A 15,713-nucleotide genomic window follows, 5' to 3' on the forward strand; every position below is an offset into this window, starting at 1 on the left:
ACTGTATCTTCTTCTATTTTTCCTTTCATAGTTTTTAAGAATGTATCAATATGAATTATTCCCTTTCCTGTAAAAGACCCCTTATTAAAAATATCTTGATATGTATCTGAATAAGCTATTCCATAACCATCAACTCCTCCAGTTCCACCAAAAACTTTAGAAAACATTGTCTTATTTTTGCTTTCTAATGAAATTGATACTTTAGGTTGCATTATTCCATATCCACGCTGAACTCTATCAACAGATACTCTTGGTTCATTTAAAGGATGACTCATTGCACCTACTAATCTTTTTAAGATATTCCTTTTCATAAATGTATCTGTATCTAGTGTTATTATATATTTTGAATTTTTTAATATATCTATATCTGATGAAAAAAGATTATATGTTGTTTTCTCGCCTCTTAAAAGCTTCATAAACTCTAAAAGTTTTCCTCTCTTTCTTTCCCATCCTATATATTTTTCTTCACTTTTATCATAAATTTTCTCTCTCATTAAAATAAAGAATTTAAGATTTCCATATTCATCATTTAATTTATCTATTTCAGATTTTCCATATTCCCATAACTCTTTTTCTAATGCTGTTTCTTTTTTTATACTATCTACAAAATCACCTAGTATTATAAAATAAGCATTTTCATCTTTATTGCTAATATACATAACTCTTAATTTATCTATTAAAAAATCAATCTTTTCTTTTTTCTCAATTATTGTTGGTACTACTACTGCTGTTTTATTTTTCTCACCAATTCCATTTTTAAAATTAATCTTAGGAATATGAGTAGTTTTTTTAAATCTTGGAACAAAATAATTAATCAATGATGTAACCATTTCACTGCATGGAAGAAGAATTATTATAAATGAAAGTATTTGTTCAAAAGTGCTTATAGTATTATATCTAAAAATATTTGCTAAAATTATTATTAATAAATCTAAAAATATACTTCCTAAGATATTTCCTAAAATAAATACCTTCTCATTAAGATTTGTTTTTACTTTTTTATGTATATTAAATTCTTCTAAAAGCTCATACAAACCATAATCAACTATGTAATATCCAATATGAATTATATGTCCTTTCTTTCCTTCTTCAAATCCTTTTCTTGAAATCTCTAAAGCTTTCTTTGTTATATCTATTCCACTTAAACTATATTTTCTACCTAACTCTTCAATAGAATGTCTATAATAGTCTTTCGAAGACTCTTCCATATTTTCATAAACACCACTATAATCTTTATTTAAAAGAATTTCCATCATAGATGTTTCCTTAAAAAAATCACACCATTTTAAATCTTCTATTTTTCTAAGTGCTATTATACTTTTTTCAATTTCTTCTCTAATATCATCATTTAATAAAAGTTTTTCTGCATCATCTTTTTCATAAATATCACCAATGAAACTTCCAAGATTACAAATTTTAAGTAATAAATATACTTTTAAGAAAATTGGAATAGATACAACTTCTCCATAAGTTAAATATTTATTTTCTTGTACAACATATTCACTTAAACTTTTTACATCCATCTTCACTTCATTTTTTATTATATTTTTACAGATATAATAAACACGTGGGAGTTCTTTTTTATTTTCTACAGGTAAACTAAAGAAATACTTCTCTGGAAAATTCCTTTTTACCATTTTAAACTCTCTCTCTAATAAAAATGTATTATCTAAAATCCATTCACTAACTTCTATTTTTATTGCGCCTTTTTTTATTGCTTTATATATTTTTTTATAACTTTCCCTTAATCTTTTATATCCATTATTTAAGTCATTTAAAAGATCTCTCTTATATTTTCTAGATATTCCTTTATTCATAATAAATTCCTCTTTTACCTATAAATTTGATAAATTTCTACAACTTAGTTTATCCAAATATTTATGAATTTATTACAAATTTCATTACATTTTTATCCATTTAAAGTTGTTTTTTTACATAATTTATGGTAAATTTAAATAAGAGATTTATACAATCTCTCCTTTAGAAATATTTTAACAAAAAAAATCACTTGTACCATTTTGGTGTAAGTGATTTTTCTTTATCTATATTATTCTGATGCTTGTTCTAAATTAATAAGTGCAGTTGTTAAATCATTATTTACTTTATAATTTTCAGCTTGTAACTCTTTATTTAAATCAGTATTTTTGCTTCAGCACCAAGTAAAGCTCCACCTGTATAATGTCATGTATATTTCCCTCAAAAAATAAATTTTTTTGTATATTTTATTATTACTTACTGTTTCACTATAAATTTATATTCCTTCAAAAACAATTTTATTTTTTTAAATATCAATAAATATATTTGTTGTATTATCAATTTTGAATAAAAAGTATATCTTAAATAGATATTTTTTATTTCTTCATATATTAATCTAATAATTACATATATTTATTATTGATTTTATGTCCATGTAAATCCATATCATTTTAATAAAATCATATTAATAATGTGTAAATTATAGTAATTGTTCAATTAATGTTCAACTTTTTTGTGTATAATAATATTTGTATTATTATTAATTAATTAATAACTTTAATACTAAATTCAATTTTACAGATATAGCGAGGATTATTATGATAGACAAAAAAGATGCTCGATTAATGAGGATACTGAGTATTTATTCCAGATTAATTAAAGGAGACGGTATAACAAAGAGACAAGCTGCCTCTTTATTTAACGTTACAGAAAAAACTATTCAACGTGATTTAGAAGACTTAAGAAATTATTTCATCATTGATGGTGACGAACTTGATAATGCTAAACTAGTTTATAACCGTAGCAAACATCAATATTTAATTTCAAGGGGCGAGCACTAGGTTTACTTCAGTTCTAGTGTTCTTATATTAATTATAAAATTTCTTATATGAAACTTTTATAATATTATTTTCAATATTTATATTTTCACTAGCATATAATTTATATGCTAAATTACATATTTCATTAGCTAATATTTTAGTATCACTTATAATAGTTCCTAGCATATCTCCACTCTTCACTGAATTAATTCCTTCTTTTGTTCCATCCACGCCTATAATTATTGGATTGTATTTTTTATTTTCTTTTATATTATTTTTACTTATAGCTTCTCTAGCACCTATTGCCATTTCATCATTATTAGAGAATATTACTTCAATTTTATCATCATAATTGTCTATCCAATTTTTCATAATGCCTTTTGCTTCATCCCTTCTCCAATTAGCATTTTCACTATCTATTTTCTCTATATTAAGTCCATTTTCAGATAATTCTTTTATGCAATATTCACTTCTTAAAATTGTATCTTGGTGTCCTTCCTCTCCTTCTAAAATAGCATACTGAAGTTTTCCATCATTATTCTTATCTACTTCCCCTCTATCTTTTTTGTATTTATCAATTAATATTTCTCCTTGCATCTTTCCTGCATCACTGCCTTCAGTTCCTACATAATATACCTTCTCCCATCTCTCCATATCTTTATCGACAATTTCTCTATTAAAAAATATTACTGGTATATCTGCTCTTTTGCATTTATCTATTATTTCCGCACTCTTTGTTCTATCAACAATGTTTATACATATAACATCATATTTTCCCTCTATAAAATTATCTATTTGACTCTTTTGTACTTCCATATCTTCTTTTCCATTTAGTATATCTACCTTTACTTTCTCATCTCTCTCTTCGCTAATCTCTACTGATCTTTTTTCTATTTCAGCTCCTACTGATCTTACAAATACATCATCACCACTATATAATGTAACTCCTATCCTCACTTCCTTTTCTTTTATCTCTTTTTCTCTACATCCACTTAATACAAAGCCACTAATTACTACTAAATTTATTAATGCTATTTTTTTAAACCCTCTCATTTCTTTTCCCCCTAAAGAGTTTTTAATTATTGAATGGAAATAAAATTCTTTGATTATTTTCATAATGCATATTCTCATAATTAATTAACTTTGAATCTATGATTACATTTTCTATATCCATGCCTTGAATTAATTTAGTTGCCGTTTTTATTCCTAGATACCCCATGTTAAACTCACTTTGAACTGAAATTCCATTGACACTTCCTCTTTCTAATGCACCAATTAAATAATTATTTGTTCCCACACCATAAATTTCAGATTTACTATAACTAAATAAATTTTCCTTAAGTCTTACTATTTTCTCTAACGTTTCTATATCAAATGAAACTATAATTTTTTCCTTATTACTTCCTAAAACTTTCTCAATTTCTTTTCTCTCATTTTTAATAAAGCTCATCTTATTTCTTGTCATTTTAATAGACTGTGCAAATCCTTCTATTCTTTCTTTTACATAATCGTTTTCTTCCTGAATTATTACTATCTCTTTATCAAAATACCCACGACTTATTACTTCATCTCCTAGTTTATACCCTATTTTTTTATTATTATAAGGTATGTTAGTAACCTTACCTTCTTTTATAGTTGATTCAATAACTATAATCGGTATCTTTTTCTCTCTATTTTCAATCTGATTTTTTATATAATTATATTCAACTGGCGAGATTATTATTGCATCTATATCTTCATTTAATTTTTTCTCTAGAATTTCTTTTTGCTCTTCCTTATTATTTCTCTTTCCCTTATTTATAAATTCAACATCTACATTAAATTCTTCTTTTGCTCTATCAATTCCATTTTCTAATCTAATAAAACTGTTATATTCTCCTCCATTAGTAATTACTACAATTTTATAAGATTTCACTTCTTCTTTTTTAAATATAGCTTCATTTATAAAAAATATTAATGATATGATTACTAATAAAAATAATCCTACTAAAATTCCTCTTCTTCTTATTCTCATACCCTTAAAATTCCTTCCTCTATACTTATAGCTTTCATATGAATTCTTACTGTTGTTCCTTCATCAAGTTCACTTTCTACACTTACTCCATATCCTTCTCCAAAGTATAGTTTAATTCTTTCATGTACATTTTTAAGTCCTACACCTGAACCTGCACCCTTCACCTTTGAATTTCCTGTAAGAAGATTCTCACATACCTCTTCAAGCATTCCCATTCCGTTATCAATAACTTCTATATATACATTCTCTTCTTTTCTATAAGCTTTTATAATAATTTCTCCATCTCCATACATATCCTCCATTCCATGAAATATTGCATTTTCAACTAATGGCTGTATTATAAGTTTTATAGATGCTAAATTTTTAACTTCTTCTTCAATTTCTATTGAGTAATCAAATCTATTTTTATATCTTATCTTTTGAATAGTTAAATAATTTTTAGCATGTTCAATTTCTTTTTCTAAAGTTATTATATTTTTTCCCTTACTTAAACTTATCCTAAAAAACTTTGCTAACGCGCTTACCATGTTAACGCTTTCATTATAGTTTTCTCTTTCTATCATCCATATAATAGAATCTAATGTATTATATAAAAAGTGTGGATTTATCTGAGCTTGAAGTGCATCTAACTCATTTTTTCTTTTAGCTTTTTCTATAATTACCATTTCATCCATTAATGTATTCACCCTTTTAGCCATTGATTTTATAGCTTTTCCCAAATGTTTTATCTCTGTACTTCCATTAATCTCTATATCTATATCATTAATATCTTCTTCTAATTTCTTTACAGATTTCTCTAGCCTTTTTATAGGATATGCTATCTTATGAGATACAAAAATATTTATGCTTCCAAGTAAAAAAAGAGTCATAAAAATTATAAATATAAAAAATATCTTTATTTCTTTATGGCTTTCAACAATACCCTTCACAGGAGTTACATTTATAATCTTCCACCCTGTATATCCAACAGTTTTTATAGTTACTATTCTTTCTTCTCCTAGAAATTTTTCTGTATGTGCACCATCTTCATAGTTTGCCTCTTTTTTATTATTCTCTTTTTCTAAATCTGAATAAATTAACTGCTGTCTTGGATGATAAATTATTTCACCATTTTCATCAGTTAAATACGTATACCCCTCATTATTTTTCTTATTTCTACTAAAAATCTTTTCAATACCTTTAAAGTTCATATCTACTAATAATACCCCATTAGTAGTTTGTCCGCCTTCATTTATTTCTACTGATCTACTTAAAGATACTACCCACTCATACTTACTCCCACTATATTCATAAAGATTTTGTATATGAGGAGTTGAAAAATGCATATTTTCCTTTTTTCTCATTGCTTCTTTAAACCAAGAGCTTTGTCTATAATTAGTATCTTTTTTTAAGTTTATTACAGGATATGATATTATCCCTTCCCCTAGTTCTGAAAATAAACAAATACTATTAAGACTTTCTTTATTTTCCTCATACAAAAGTTTTAATTCTAAATCTATATCTTCTTTCTCTAAATCTTTTTTCTTTATTCCATCATAATAAATAGTATCTGAAACTTTCATCATTTTTCTTAAATAATTATCTAAATTTGAATTAGTTTGCTCTAAAACTTCTATATTATTTTCTATAACTCTTTTCTCTATCTCTTTTGTATATCTAAAAAAGAGAATAGTTCCTATAATTAACATACTAGCTATAGAAACTAATGTAAAAGTAATAGATATAATTTGCTGAATAGTTAGTTTTTCAAATATATCTTTTATTTTTCTCTTTAACAACTTTCTCATATTGTCCCCTTAGCTTTTTCTATACTTTGAAGGTGCTACACCATATCTTTTTCTAAACACATAACTAAAATAATTTGCTTGTGCATATCCAACCTTTAGTGCTATCATGTATGCCTTATCTTCTGTTGTATTTAATAGTCTAATACTTTCTTCAAGTCTTATGTCAGTTAAATAATTTACAAAGCTTGTTCCTATTTCTTTCTTAAATAGGGTTGAAAAATATGTGGAACTAACATGTAAATGAGAGCATACTTGTTCAACTGATAATTCAGAGTCATTAAAATTTTCTTTAATATACTTTTTAGCCTCTTCAATTAAAACCTTTGAAGAGTTTATTCTTCTTCCTTTTATTTTTCTATTTATTCCTATTCCAAGTCTTTTTAATATATCTTCAACCTCTTCTAAAGATGTCATTTTCTCTATAAAGCTATATAAATTAAATTCCTCTTCTAAAATATCTTCTCCTTTAAAATCATATGATTGCATTAACTTCATTATTGAAATCATAATCTCCATTAAGTAAATTTTATAATCATTTAATGGAATAAGATATCCCTCTAAATTAATAAAAATATTTTCAATATATTCTTCAATTTCTCCTTCTGTTCCCATCTTTATAGAATCTAATAATCTCTTTTCTTCATCTCTTGTAAATTCTAAACTTACTACCTTATTTGGCTCTACATCTTTTATATAAATAGTTTTTCCTCTACCTAATATAAGCCTATAACTTAAAGCATCTTCAGCATCTCTAAAAGATCTTTTTATCTCTTTATATCTACTACATATATTCCCTATACCTATTGATATGGTCTTTTTAAAAACCTTATTAAACTCATCACAAATCTGATTTAAACCTTTTATCAGTAAATCAATAGTATTTTCCTCATCTATACTACATATTAAAATAACTTTATTTAAATAAAGAAATTCAGTATATAAACTGTATTCACTCATTTTTTCTTCTACTAATTTACTTATTGATATATTTACTAAATCTATATTTCCTTCAAAGCAATCCTCTTTTCTTAATGACTTAATATTATCTAATCTAATAATGCATGCTACTAAATCATTTCTTAAAAAATCTAAATTAAACCGCTTTATCTCCTGTCCATATTCAACATTTCTAGTTTTCCCTTCAATCATTCCTATTAAAAACTGTTCCTTTAATATAGGTAAACTTTCTTTATAATGTTTCTGAAGTTTTTCTATATCTCTCTTTTCTTTATATTCCCTATCTAAATTAAACTTAACCTTCTTTAAAATTGATGAAAGTTCTATTGCACTTACTGGCTTTAAAATATATTCTATTACATTAATTTTTATTGCCTTTTGTGCGTATTCAAAATCATCTGAACCTGAAAAAATAATTATCTTTATAGAAGGCATAGTTTCTTTTAATATTTTTCCTAGTTCTAATCCATTTAAAAAAGGCATTGCTATATCTGTAAGTACAATATCTGGATTTAACCTCTCAACTTTTTCTAATGCATCTTTTCCATTTTCAGCATCTCCAACTACTTCAAATCCATACTCTTTCCAATCTATCTTTTTAATAATTCCATCTCTAACTTCTTCTTCATCATCTACTATTAGTATTTTATATAAATCCATCTTCCCACCTCTTGTATAAATTTATATTTTTACCTTTTATTTCCTTTAAATTATATCATAGGTATATATTTTTTTACACAAGAAAAAAGCTGGCAAAAGCCAACTCTTTAAATTAAAATTCCAACTACTAACGAAAATGCTAGTAATACAAATAATATTATTAAAACCTTATCCATAGTTTGAACTGAAACATCTATCTTTCCATATAAAGTATCTCTAACAGTCTTTTTTTCTTCTTTTTTAACTTCTTCATTCATACTATTCATTCCTTATTATTTCTTTGCAATGTATTTTCTTACATCTAATGCAACTGCAACTATAATAATTAAACCTCTTATAATATATTGCCAATAAGCATTTACACCTATAAAGTTTAATCCATAATTTATAACTTGTAGAAGTACTGTTCCTAAAAGAACTCCAGGAATAGTTCCAACTCCTCCTGAGAAAGATACACCTCCAACTACACACGCAGATATTGCATCAAGCTCATAGTTAAATCCTGTTGCTGTTGAAGTTGAACCTGCTCTTGCAGCTTCTAAAAATCCTGCTAATCCATAAAGCATTCCAGCTATAATGAAGATTATCATAATATTTTTTACTATATTAACTCCTGATACAGCAGCTGCCTCTGGATTTCCTCCAATTGCAAACATATTTTTTCCAAGAGTTGTCTTGTTCCAAATAAACCACATAATTAATGCAACTATTGCTAAATAAAAAACTAAATATGGTATTTCAACACTTCCAAGTTTTAATGAACCGTTTACTGCATTTGTATATCTTGAATCTAAGTTTGCAACTGGTTGTGCTCCTAGTGGTGGTCTATCAATATAAAGACATGATATTCCAAAAGCTATAAGCTGTGTTCCAAGAGTAATTATAAATGCATGTATTTTAAGCTTAGCCACCCCAAATCCATTAATTGCACCAAATATTCCACCTATAACTATTGCAATTATTAATGGAACTGCAAGTGGTAATACTGGTAAATCAGGATACATTCTTGCAGCATATGTTGAAGACTGTAAAAGTGAGGCTGATACTATTGCTGTAAGCCCTAAAATACGCCCTGCTGAAAGGTCAGTTCCTTGAAGTACAATTAATCCTGCAACCCCTAAAGCCAATATTCCACGAGTTGATGCTTGGCTTAAAATGTTAGTAAAGTTCTTTAATGAAAGGAAGCCTGGCTCCTTTGCTATAAAAAAAAGTATCATTAAAAATAATACAATATATAATGCATAGTTAAGAAGAAAATCTATGACCTTCTTTTTATCTATCTTTCTTTCTACCCTCTCTTTTTCCATAAATATAATCACCCCTTTAAATATATTTTGCTGCCATAGTCATTATTTTCTCTTGTGTTAAACTTTTAGTTTCTCCAATTCCTGCTACTCTCCCGTTTGACATAACTAAAATCCTATCACAAATTCCAAGTAGTTCTGGCATTTCTGAAGAAACAACTATTACACCTTTTCCCTTTTTAGCAAGCTCTATTATTAATTGATAAATCTCATATTTTGCCCCTACATCAATTCCACGTGTTGGCTCATCTAATAAAAGAATTTCTGGTTTTGTTAAAAGCCATCTTCCTATAATAACTTTTTGCTGATTTCCTCCTGATAAACTTCTTATAGCAGTTTTAGAACTTGGAGTCTTTACTCTCATACTTTCTATAACCCACTGTGTATCTTCTTCCATCTTTTTAGCATTTAAAACACCTTTGCTGCTATAATCATTTAAATTTGCTATAATTGAGTTGAAATTTATAGAAAGTCCTCCAAATATCCCTGTTGCACGTCTTTCTTCTGTAAGTAATGCAAAACCATTTTCAATAGCCTTTCTTGAAGTTGAATTATCAACCTTTTTCCCATGAAGAATAACTTCTCCTTCACTATGTTTTGCAATACCAAATATAGTTTCTAAAAGTTCTGTTCTTTTAGATCCTACAAGACCTGCCACTCCTAATATTTCACCTTTTCTAAGCTTAAAAGAAGCATCTATAATAGAAGGCCTATACATTCCAGTTAAATTATTGACTTCTAATATAACTTCACCACACTTATTATCCTTTGGTGGAAATCTATCACCTAAATCTCTTCCCACCATAAGTTTTATTATTTTATCTGTAGTTAAATTTTTTGCTTCAATAGTATCAACCCATTTACCATCTCTCATAATCGTTACATCATCAGAAATTTGAAGTATCTCCTCCATCTTATGAGAAATATAAATTATTCCACACCCCTTATCCCTTAACTTATTTATAATCTTAAATAAATGAGCCACCTCTTCTTCTGTTAATGATGATGTAGGCTCATCTAAAACTAAAATCTTTGCATTATACGAAACTGCCTTTGCAATTTCAACCATTTGTCTTTGTGATACAGATAGCTTTCCTATCTTCGTCTTTGGATTAACATCTATCTCTAATTCATCTAAAACCTTTTTAGTTTCATTGAACAATTTTTTCGAATCAATCATTCCCATCTTAACTGGAAATCTTCCAAGCCAAATATTCTCCATAACATCTCTTTGCAGAACCTGATTAAGCTCCTGATGCACCATAGCAACCCCATTCTCCATAGCTTGCTTTGGATTTTTAAAATTTATCTTCTTACCTTCAATAAAAATCTCTCCACCGTCTTCAATATAAACACCAAACAAACACTTCATTAAAGTAGACTTCCCAGCACCATTCTCACCCATAAGAGCATGGACAGTTCTAGGCCTAACCTTCAAATTTGCATTATCCAAAGCCTTAACCCCCGGAAAGTTCTTACATATATCAACCATCTCAAGAAGAAATCTTGAATCTCCCATTAACACCTCACCACTCTTTATATATTTTTCTAAGTTAATAATTAAGAGTTAAAAGTTATTAGATTCTCCGCGATAAAATTTATCGCCAAATAAATTTCGAGTCCCCTAAAGCCTACTTATAAACTTTACCAAACTCTTACTTCTTCCCTCTTAACTCTTCATTAAAAACCCTTCCAGCGATAAAATTTATCCCCAGATAAATTTTGAGCCCCCACAAGACTTGCTTGCAAGTCCCTCAAATTTTTAATTCTTAATTCCTAATTACTTCACAAATTCCTTATATGGTATACGAATAGAAACCTCCGTATCATCAAACTTATGCTCTGTTCCTTCTGTTGCAGTTTTTCCATCAACTAAGTTTAATCCACAGTCTAAAAGAGCTTTTGCCATTGCTTCTGCATCTTGAAGAACTGAACCTGTCATTAATCCTCTTTCTATTAAATCTTGTGCTGCTGCTGTTGCATCAACTCCAACTACTGGAACTGTCTTTTTAGCATCTCCATTGTTATATCCTTGAGCTTGAAGTGCTGCTATTGCACCTTGTGCCATTCCATCATTATTAGCAATTACAACTTCAACATCATCTTTAAATCTTGAAAGCCACGCTTCTGTAGCATTTTGTGCTAATGCTTGATCCCAGTTACAAACTTGTTTTGCTAATTCTTCTGTTTTAATTCCTTTTTCATTTATTCTCTCAACTGAATATTTAGTTCTTGCTATAGCTTCTGGATTATCAGGTTCACCTTGAAGCATTACATATTGCATTTTTCCATCACCATTTTTATCTATAGCCTTTTGATCTTTTTCCCAAAGTTTAACTAAAATATCTCCTTGAAGAACTCCAGCTTCTTTTGCGTTAGTTCCAATAAATACTGATTTATCATAAGACTTTACTGCATCAGTAGTTCCAGGCTCTCTATTAAATAATACTAACGGAACTTCTTCATTTTTAATTTTATCTACTACAGTTTGTGCAGCTCCTGTATCAACTAAATTAACTAATAATAAATCCATATCTTTTTGAAGCAATGTATCTATACTGTCATTTTGAGTAGCTTGGTCACCCTTACCATCAACAATAGTAAGTTCAACCTTTCTACCATTTTCCTCTGCATACTTCTCTAAATTTTGTCTTACAGTTGAAATATAAGTATCATCAAACTTATAAAGACATACTCCAATCTTTACAGCCTCTCCTTCTTTAGAACCACCATCAGATGCAGGACTTCCTCCACATCCAACTAAAGAAATAGTCATTAATGCTGTTGCCATTGCCATCGCTAAAACTCTTTTTACATTTTTCATAAATCCATATCCCCTTCTATAATTAAAATTTTTATACTTGTTTTCGTTTACAATCTTATTATAGTTTTAACTCCCATTAAATTCCATTCAAAATCCTACACACTTATATCAAAAAACTTCCATCTTCAAAATCAAAAAAATTCAATAACTCATAAAAAAACTCGCCTAAGCGAGTTTTCTCCATAATCCTAAATTCTAAATTTTTAATTCTAAATTCCTAATTATTAAAGAATTCAGTAAATGCTTTAACAGTATAGTAATTGTCTTTTACTGAAGCTAATTCTCTAACTGAGTGCATCCCTATAAGTGGTGCTCCCATATCTATTACTGGAATGCAAAGGTCAGCAGCTGACATTGGACCTATTGTTGTTCCACCTCTTACATCTGATCTGTTTACAAACTTTTGCATTGGAACATTAGCTTTTTCACATATTGCAGTAAATATTGCTCCTGAATATGCATCTGTTGAGTAACTTCCTGATGCCGCTATTTTAAGAACAGGACCACCACCTAAAACAGGTCTATTTGTTAGGTCATGCTTTTCTCCTAAATTAGGGTGTACTGCATGTGCAAGGTCTGCTGAAATCATTACTGAATTTCCAAGTGCTCTAAAGAATTCTTCTGTATTCTTTCCAAGTCCTATTGCTATTCTTTCTAATAATCTTTTTATAAGACTTGAGTTTGCACCTTGTGATGTAAGACTTCCAATCTCTTCATTATCAACAGCAATCATAACTTTTGTACTATTTATCTCTTCACTATCTAATAAAGCACGTACACCTGCATACACCATCCATTTATCATCTAGTCCGCCAATTGAAATAAACTCTTCATCTATTCCCACTAAACATCCTTTTGTAAATTCATATAAGAAAAGATCAAAATCTAATATTTCTTCTTTCTTAACTCCTAAACTTTCACAAAGTATAGACATTAAATATCCTTCTTTTTCAAGCTTTTCATTTACAAATCCAGCTAAAGGTAATGTATCTTTTTGCTTGTTTATAGCGTAACCTTCATTTATAGTTCTGTTCATGTGGATTGCTAAATTTGGAATTATTAACACCGGCTTATTAACATCTACTAATCTAACTATTGGTTTTAATGGACTTTCACTTTTTAAAGTAACTCTTCCTGCAATGCTAAGAGGTCTATCAAACCAAGTGCTAAGAATAGCTCCACCATATCCTTCAGTATTTAACTTAACGTAGCTTCCTTCACTTACCATATCTGCATTTGGCTTAATTTTAAATCCTGGTGCATCAGTATGTGCTCCTATAAGTCTAAATCCATCTTCTACAATATCACCATTTCCTACAATAAAAGAAATAATTGCAGAATCATTTTTTTTCATATAATACTTTCCACCTTCTGAAAGATGCCAAGCATCCTTTTCAGAAAGTTCAACAAAACCTTCTTTATCTAACATTTTTTGAACTTCTGATGTTGCATGAAATGCAGTTTTACCGTTATCAATAAACTCCATTAATTCTCTTGCTAATTGTTTTTCCATTTGTATCACTCCTAATCTCTCTTGTTCTTCTTCTTTCATTTTACCATAAAGTTAGATTTAATTCTTTATAAAAGAGAACTAATCCCTGCTAATAATGAATCTCATTTTTTATTAAGTAATAATAATTATTAAATAGATTGATTAATAATTTTTTTTAGGGTACAATAACCTTATATTATTTAATAGGAGCATAAAATTTATGATATCAAAACTTTTAGTAAATACTTTTGTAAAGGATAATACTAACACTAAGGATAAAAAAGTACGTGATTCCTTTGGAACTTTAGGTGGAATTGTAGGAATTATAATAAACCTTATTTTAACAGCTATAAAAATTTCAGTTGGAGTTATAACTGGAAGTGTAGCCATCACTGCTGATGGGGTTAATAACCTTTCTGATGCAGGTTCATCAATAATAACTATAGTTGGATTTAAAATGTCTAACAAACCAGCAGATAAAGAACATCCATTTGGACATGGAAGGATTGAATATATATCAGCTTTAGTAGTATCATTTTTAGTAATCTTAGTTGGACTTGAATTTATTAAGACTTCAGTAGAAAGAATACTCCATCCAGGTCATGTAACTTTTGAAACTATTCCTTTTATTCTTTTAATAGTTTCAATCTTCTTAAAAGTTTGGCTTGCAAGCTTTAATAAATTTATTGGAAATAAAATTAACTCTAATGCATTAAAAGCTGCCGCAGTTGATTCTTTAGGTGACGTTTTTGCATCAACTTGTGTTGCAATATCATTTTTAGCATCAAAATTTACAAACTTTCCTATAGATGGATATGTAGGAGTCGTTGTTGCCTTAATTATTGTATATTCAGGATATTCATTAATTAAGGATACATTAAATCCATTACTTGGATCAGCACCAGACCCAGAACTTGTAAAGGAACTTGAAGAACTTTTACTTTCATATCCACATATAACTGGATTACATGATTTAATAATTCATAACTATGGACCTGGGCGTTGTATGGCATCAGTTCATGCTGAAATTCCAGCAGATATAGACATAATGTCCATTCATGCAATTATTGATAAAGCAGAACGTGAAATATCACATAAACTACAAATATATTTAGTAATACACATGGATCCAATCTGTGTATTTACAGATGAAATACAAGCTGCACATGATGAAGTAGAAAAAATAATAAAATACAATCCACTAATAAAATCAATGCATGACTTTAGAATAGTTGGAGATGGAAATGTTAAAAACTTAATCTTTGATGTAGTTGTAGACTCAAAAAATCTTAAGAAAATAATGAATGAACAAGCTTTAAAAAGCAATATAGCTAAGGCTATAAAAGAGCTTCATCCGGAGTATAATTGTATTATTACTATTGATCATGATTATACTTAGGAGTTAAGAATTTAGAATTAGGGGAATTGCAAGCAATTCTTCAAGAGGACTCAAAATTTACCTGATTGTAAATTTTATCGCTGTTGAAATATAAGTAAACTTTAAGTAAGTCCTAACATTTATGGAATTCTTGTAGCTCTGTCTACAAATCCAACCAAACCTTGAAACAGAAAGTTAAATAAAATAACCAAAGTAGATTTTAATTTTTCTACTTTGGTTATTTTTTTTAATCTTTTACCTTAAATTATAGATTTTTTAGCATTTATTATAATTGTCTATAATATTGCTATTTTCTATAGTTCTAATTTTAATTTAGTTAGTTTTACTTATACTCTATATTTTTCAGCTACTTGTATTAGTTTTTTTAGTTCACTTTCATTTTCTGAAATAAATTCATGAATATCTTCAAAACTTGGTTCTTTATATCTATGTGATATTCTATTTCTCATAAGCCTAGATTTTTCTTTAAATTAACTCTTAA

General features: G+C 27.9%; 12 protein-coding genes and 1 pseudogene. 2 read left to right on the forward strand and 11 right to left on the reverse strand.

All coding sequences use genetic code 11. The features are described 5' to 3' along the window. Positions 1–1,817 (reverse strand): annotated as a pseudogene (locus tag ACRDDY_RS17735) (hypothetical protein); the annotation flags it as partial. A gap of 783 nt (positions 1,818–2,600) precedes the next feature. Between ACRDDY_RS17735 and ACRDDY_RS17740 the strand changes: the two are divergent. Next, the gene (locus ACRDDY_RS17740; RefSeq protein WP_438566256.1) at positions 2,601–2,816 is read left to right on the forward strand and encodes a hypothetical protein; all 216 of its coding nucleotides are present in this window, start codon (positions 2,601–2,603) and stop codon (positions 2,814–2,816) included. Positions 2,817–2,843: 27 nt separating this feature from the next. Here ACRDDY_RS17740 and ACRDDY_RS17745 read toward each other — a convergent pair whose 3' ends face one another. The 9 genes from ACRDDY_RS17745 to ACRDDY_RS17785 all read right to left on the reverse strand — a co-directional run bounded on the left by ACRDDY_RS17745 (position 2,844) and on the right by ACRDDY_RS17785 (position 13,854). Continuing rightward, positions 2,844–3,848 carry a galactose ABC transporter substrate-binding protein gene (locus ACRDDY_RS17745; protein WP_438566257.1) on the reverse strand — a complete coding sequence of 335 codons (1,005 nt, stop codon included), beginning with the start codon at positions 3,846–3,848 and terminating at the stop codon, positions 2,844–2,846. A gap of 22 nt (positions 3,849–3,870) precedes the next feature. Next, a complete protein-coding gene (locus ACRDDY_RS17750; RefSeq protein WP_438566258.1) occupies positions 3,871–4,809 on the reverse strand; it encodes a substrate-binding domain-containing protein in 939 nt (312 codons plus the stop codon). Further along, positions 4,806–6,596, reverse strand: coding sequence for a sensor histidine kinase (locus ACRDDY_RS17755; protein WP_438566259.1), 1,791 nt, complete (start codon positions 6,594–6,596; stop codon positions 4,806–4,808). Before ACRDDY_RS17755 ends, ACRDDY_RS17750 begins: the two co-directional genes overlap by 4 nt. A 9-nt stretch (positions 6,597–6,605) precedes the next feature. Then, the gene (locus ACRDDY_RS17760) at positions 6,606–8,213 is read right to left on the reverse strand and encodes a response regulator (RefSeq protein WP_438566260.1); all 1,608 of its coding nucleotides are present in this window, start codon (positions 8,211–8,213) and stop codon (positions 6,606–6,608) included. A 107-nt stretch (positions 8,214–8,320) separates the two neighbouring features. Continuing rightward, on the reverse strand, positions 8,321–8,470 hold the full coding sequence (locus ACRDDY_RS17765; RefSeq protein WP_438566261.1) for a hypothetical protein: 150 nt from the start codon (positions 8,468–8,470) through the stop codon (positions 8,321–8,323). Positions 8,471–8,485: 15 nt separating this feature from the next. Next, positions 8,486–9,520, reverse strand: a complete 1,035-nt coding sequence (gene mglC, locus ACRDDY_RS17770; protein ID WP_438566262.1) for a galactose/methyl galactoside ABC transporter permease MglC — start codon at positions 9,518–9,520, stop codon at positions 8,486–8,488. A gap of 16 nt (positions 9,521–9,536) precedes the next feature. Next, positions 9,537–11,036: a galactose/methyl galactoside ABC transporter ATP-binding protein MglA gene (mglA, locus tag ACRDDY_RS17775; protein ID WP_438566263.1), complete on the reverse strand. Its 1,500-nt coding sequence runs from the start codon at positions 11,034–11,036 to the stop codon at positions 9,537–9,539. Between the two features lie 261 nt (positions 11,037–11,297). After that, a complete protein-coding gene (locus ACRDDY_RS17780; RefSeq protein WP_438566264.1) occupies positions 11,298–12,341 on the reverse strand; it encodes a galactose ABC transporter substrate-binding protein in 1,044 nt (347 codons plus the stop codon). A gap of 217 nt (positions 12,342–12,558) precedes the next feature. Then, on the reverse strand, positions 12,559–13,854 hold the full coding sequence (locus tag ACRDDY_RS17785; protein ID WP_438566265.1) for a M18 family aminopeptidase: 1,296 nt from the start codon (positions 13,852–13,854) through the stop codon (positions 12,559–12,561). A gap of 199 nt (positions 13,855–14,053) precedes the next feature. On the opposite strand from ACRDDY_RS17785, the gene ACRDDY_RS17790 reads away from it, so the two are divergent. Continuing rightward, complete coding sequence (locus tag ACRDDY_RS17790) at positions 14,054–15,232, forward strand: cation diffusion facilitator family transporter (protein WP_438566266.1); 1,179 nt, start codon at positions 14,054–14,056, stop codon at positions 15,230–15,232. 326 nt (positions 15,233–15,558) lie between these two features. Here ACRDDY_RS17790 and ACRDDY_RS17795 read toward each other — a convergent pair whose 3' ends face one another. After that, a complete protein-coding gene (locus tag ACRDDY_RS17795) occupies positions 15,559–15,681 on the reverse strand; it encodes a hypothetical protein (protein WP_438566267.1) in 123 nt (40 codons plus the stop codon). Positions 15,682–15,713 lie beyond the last annotated feature (32 nt).

This window comes from Clostridium sp. (assembly GCF_051656525.1).
GTDB lineage: Bacteria > Bacillota > Clostridia > Clostridiales > Clostridiaceae > Clostridium.

Excerpts from the sequence above, each read along its gene's own strand:
- ACRDDY_RS17790 (WP_438566266.1), top strand. The coding sequence starts at position 14,054 with ATGATATCAAAACTTTTAGTAAATACTTTTGTAAAGGATAATACTAAC.
- ACRDDY_RS17765 (WP_438566261.1), bottom strand. The coding sequence starts at position 8,470 with ATGAATGAAGAAGTTAAAAAAGAAGAAAAAAAGACTGTTAGAGATACT.
- ACRDDY_RS17750 (WP_438566258.1), bottom strand. The coding sequence starts at position 4,809 with ATGAGAATAAGAAGAAGAGGAATTTTAGTAGGATTATTTTTATTAGTA.
- ACRDDY_RS17785 (WP_438566265.1), bottom strand. The coding sequence starts at position 13,854 with ATGGAAAAACAATTAGCAAGAGAATTAATGGAGTTTATTGATAACGGT.
- ACRDDY_RS17745 (WP_438566257.1), bottom strand. The coding sequence starts at position 3,848 with ATGAGAGGGTTTAAAAAAATAGCATTAATAAATTTAGTAGTAATTAGT.
- mglA (WP_438566263.1), bottom strand. The coding sequence starts at position 11,036 with ATGGGAGATTCAAGATTTCTTCTTGAGATGGTTGATATATGTAAGAAC.
- mglC (WP_438566262.1), bottom strand. The coding sequence starts at position 9,520 with ATGGAAAAAGAGAGGGTAGAAAGAAAGATAGATAAAAAGAAGGTCATA.
- ACRDDY_RS17795 (WP_438566267.1), bottom strand. The coding sequence starts at position 15,681 with ATGAGAAATAGAATATCACATAGATATAAAGAACCAAGTTTTGAAGAT.
- ACRDDY_RS17755 (WP_438566259.1), bottom strand. The coding sequence starts at position 6,596 with ATGAGAAAGTTGTTAAAGAGAAAAATAAAAGATATATTTGAAAAACTA.
- ACRDDY_RS17740 (WP_438566256.1), top strand. The coding sequence starts at position 2,601 with ATGAGGATACTGAGTATTTATTCCAGATTAATTAAAGGAGACGGTATA.
- ACRDDY_RS17780 (WP_438566264.1), bottom strand. The coding sequence starts at position 12,341 with ATGAAAAATGTAAAAAGAGTTTTAGCGATGGCAATGGCAACAGCATTA.
- ACRDDY_RS17760 (WP_438566260.1), bottom strand. The coding sequence starts at position 8,213 with ATGGATTTATATAAAATACTAATAGTAGATGATGAAGAAGAAGTTAGA.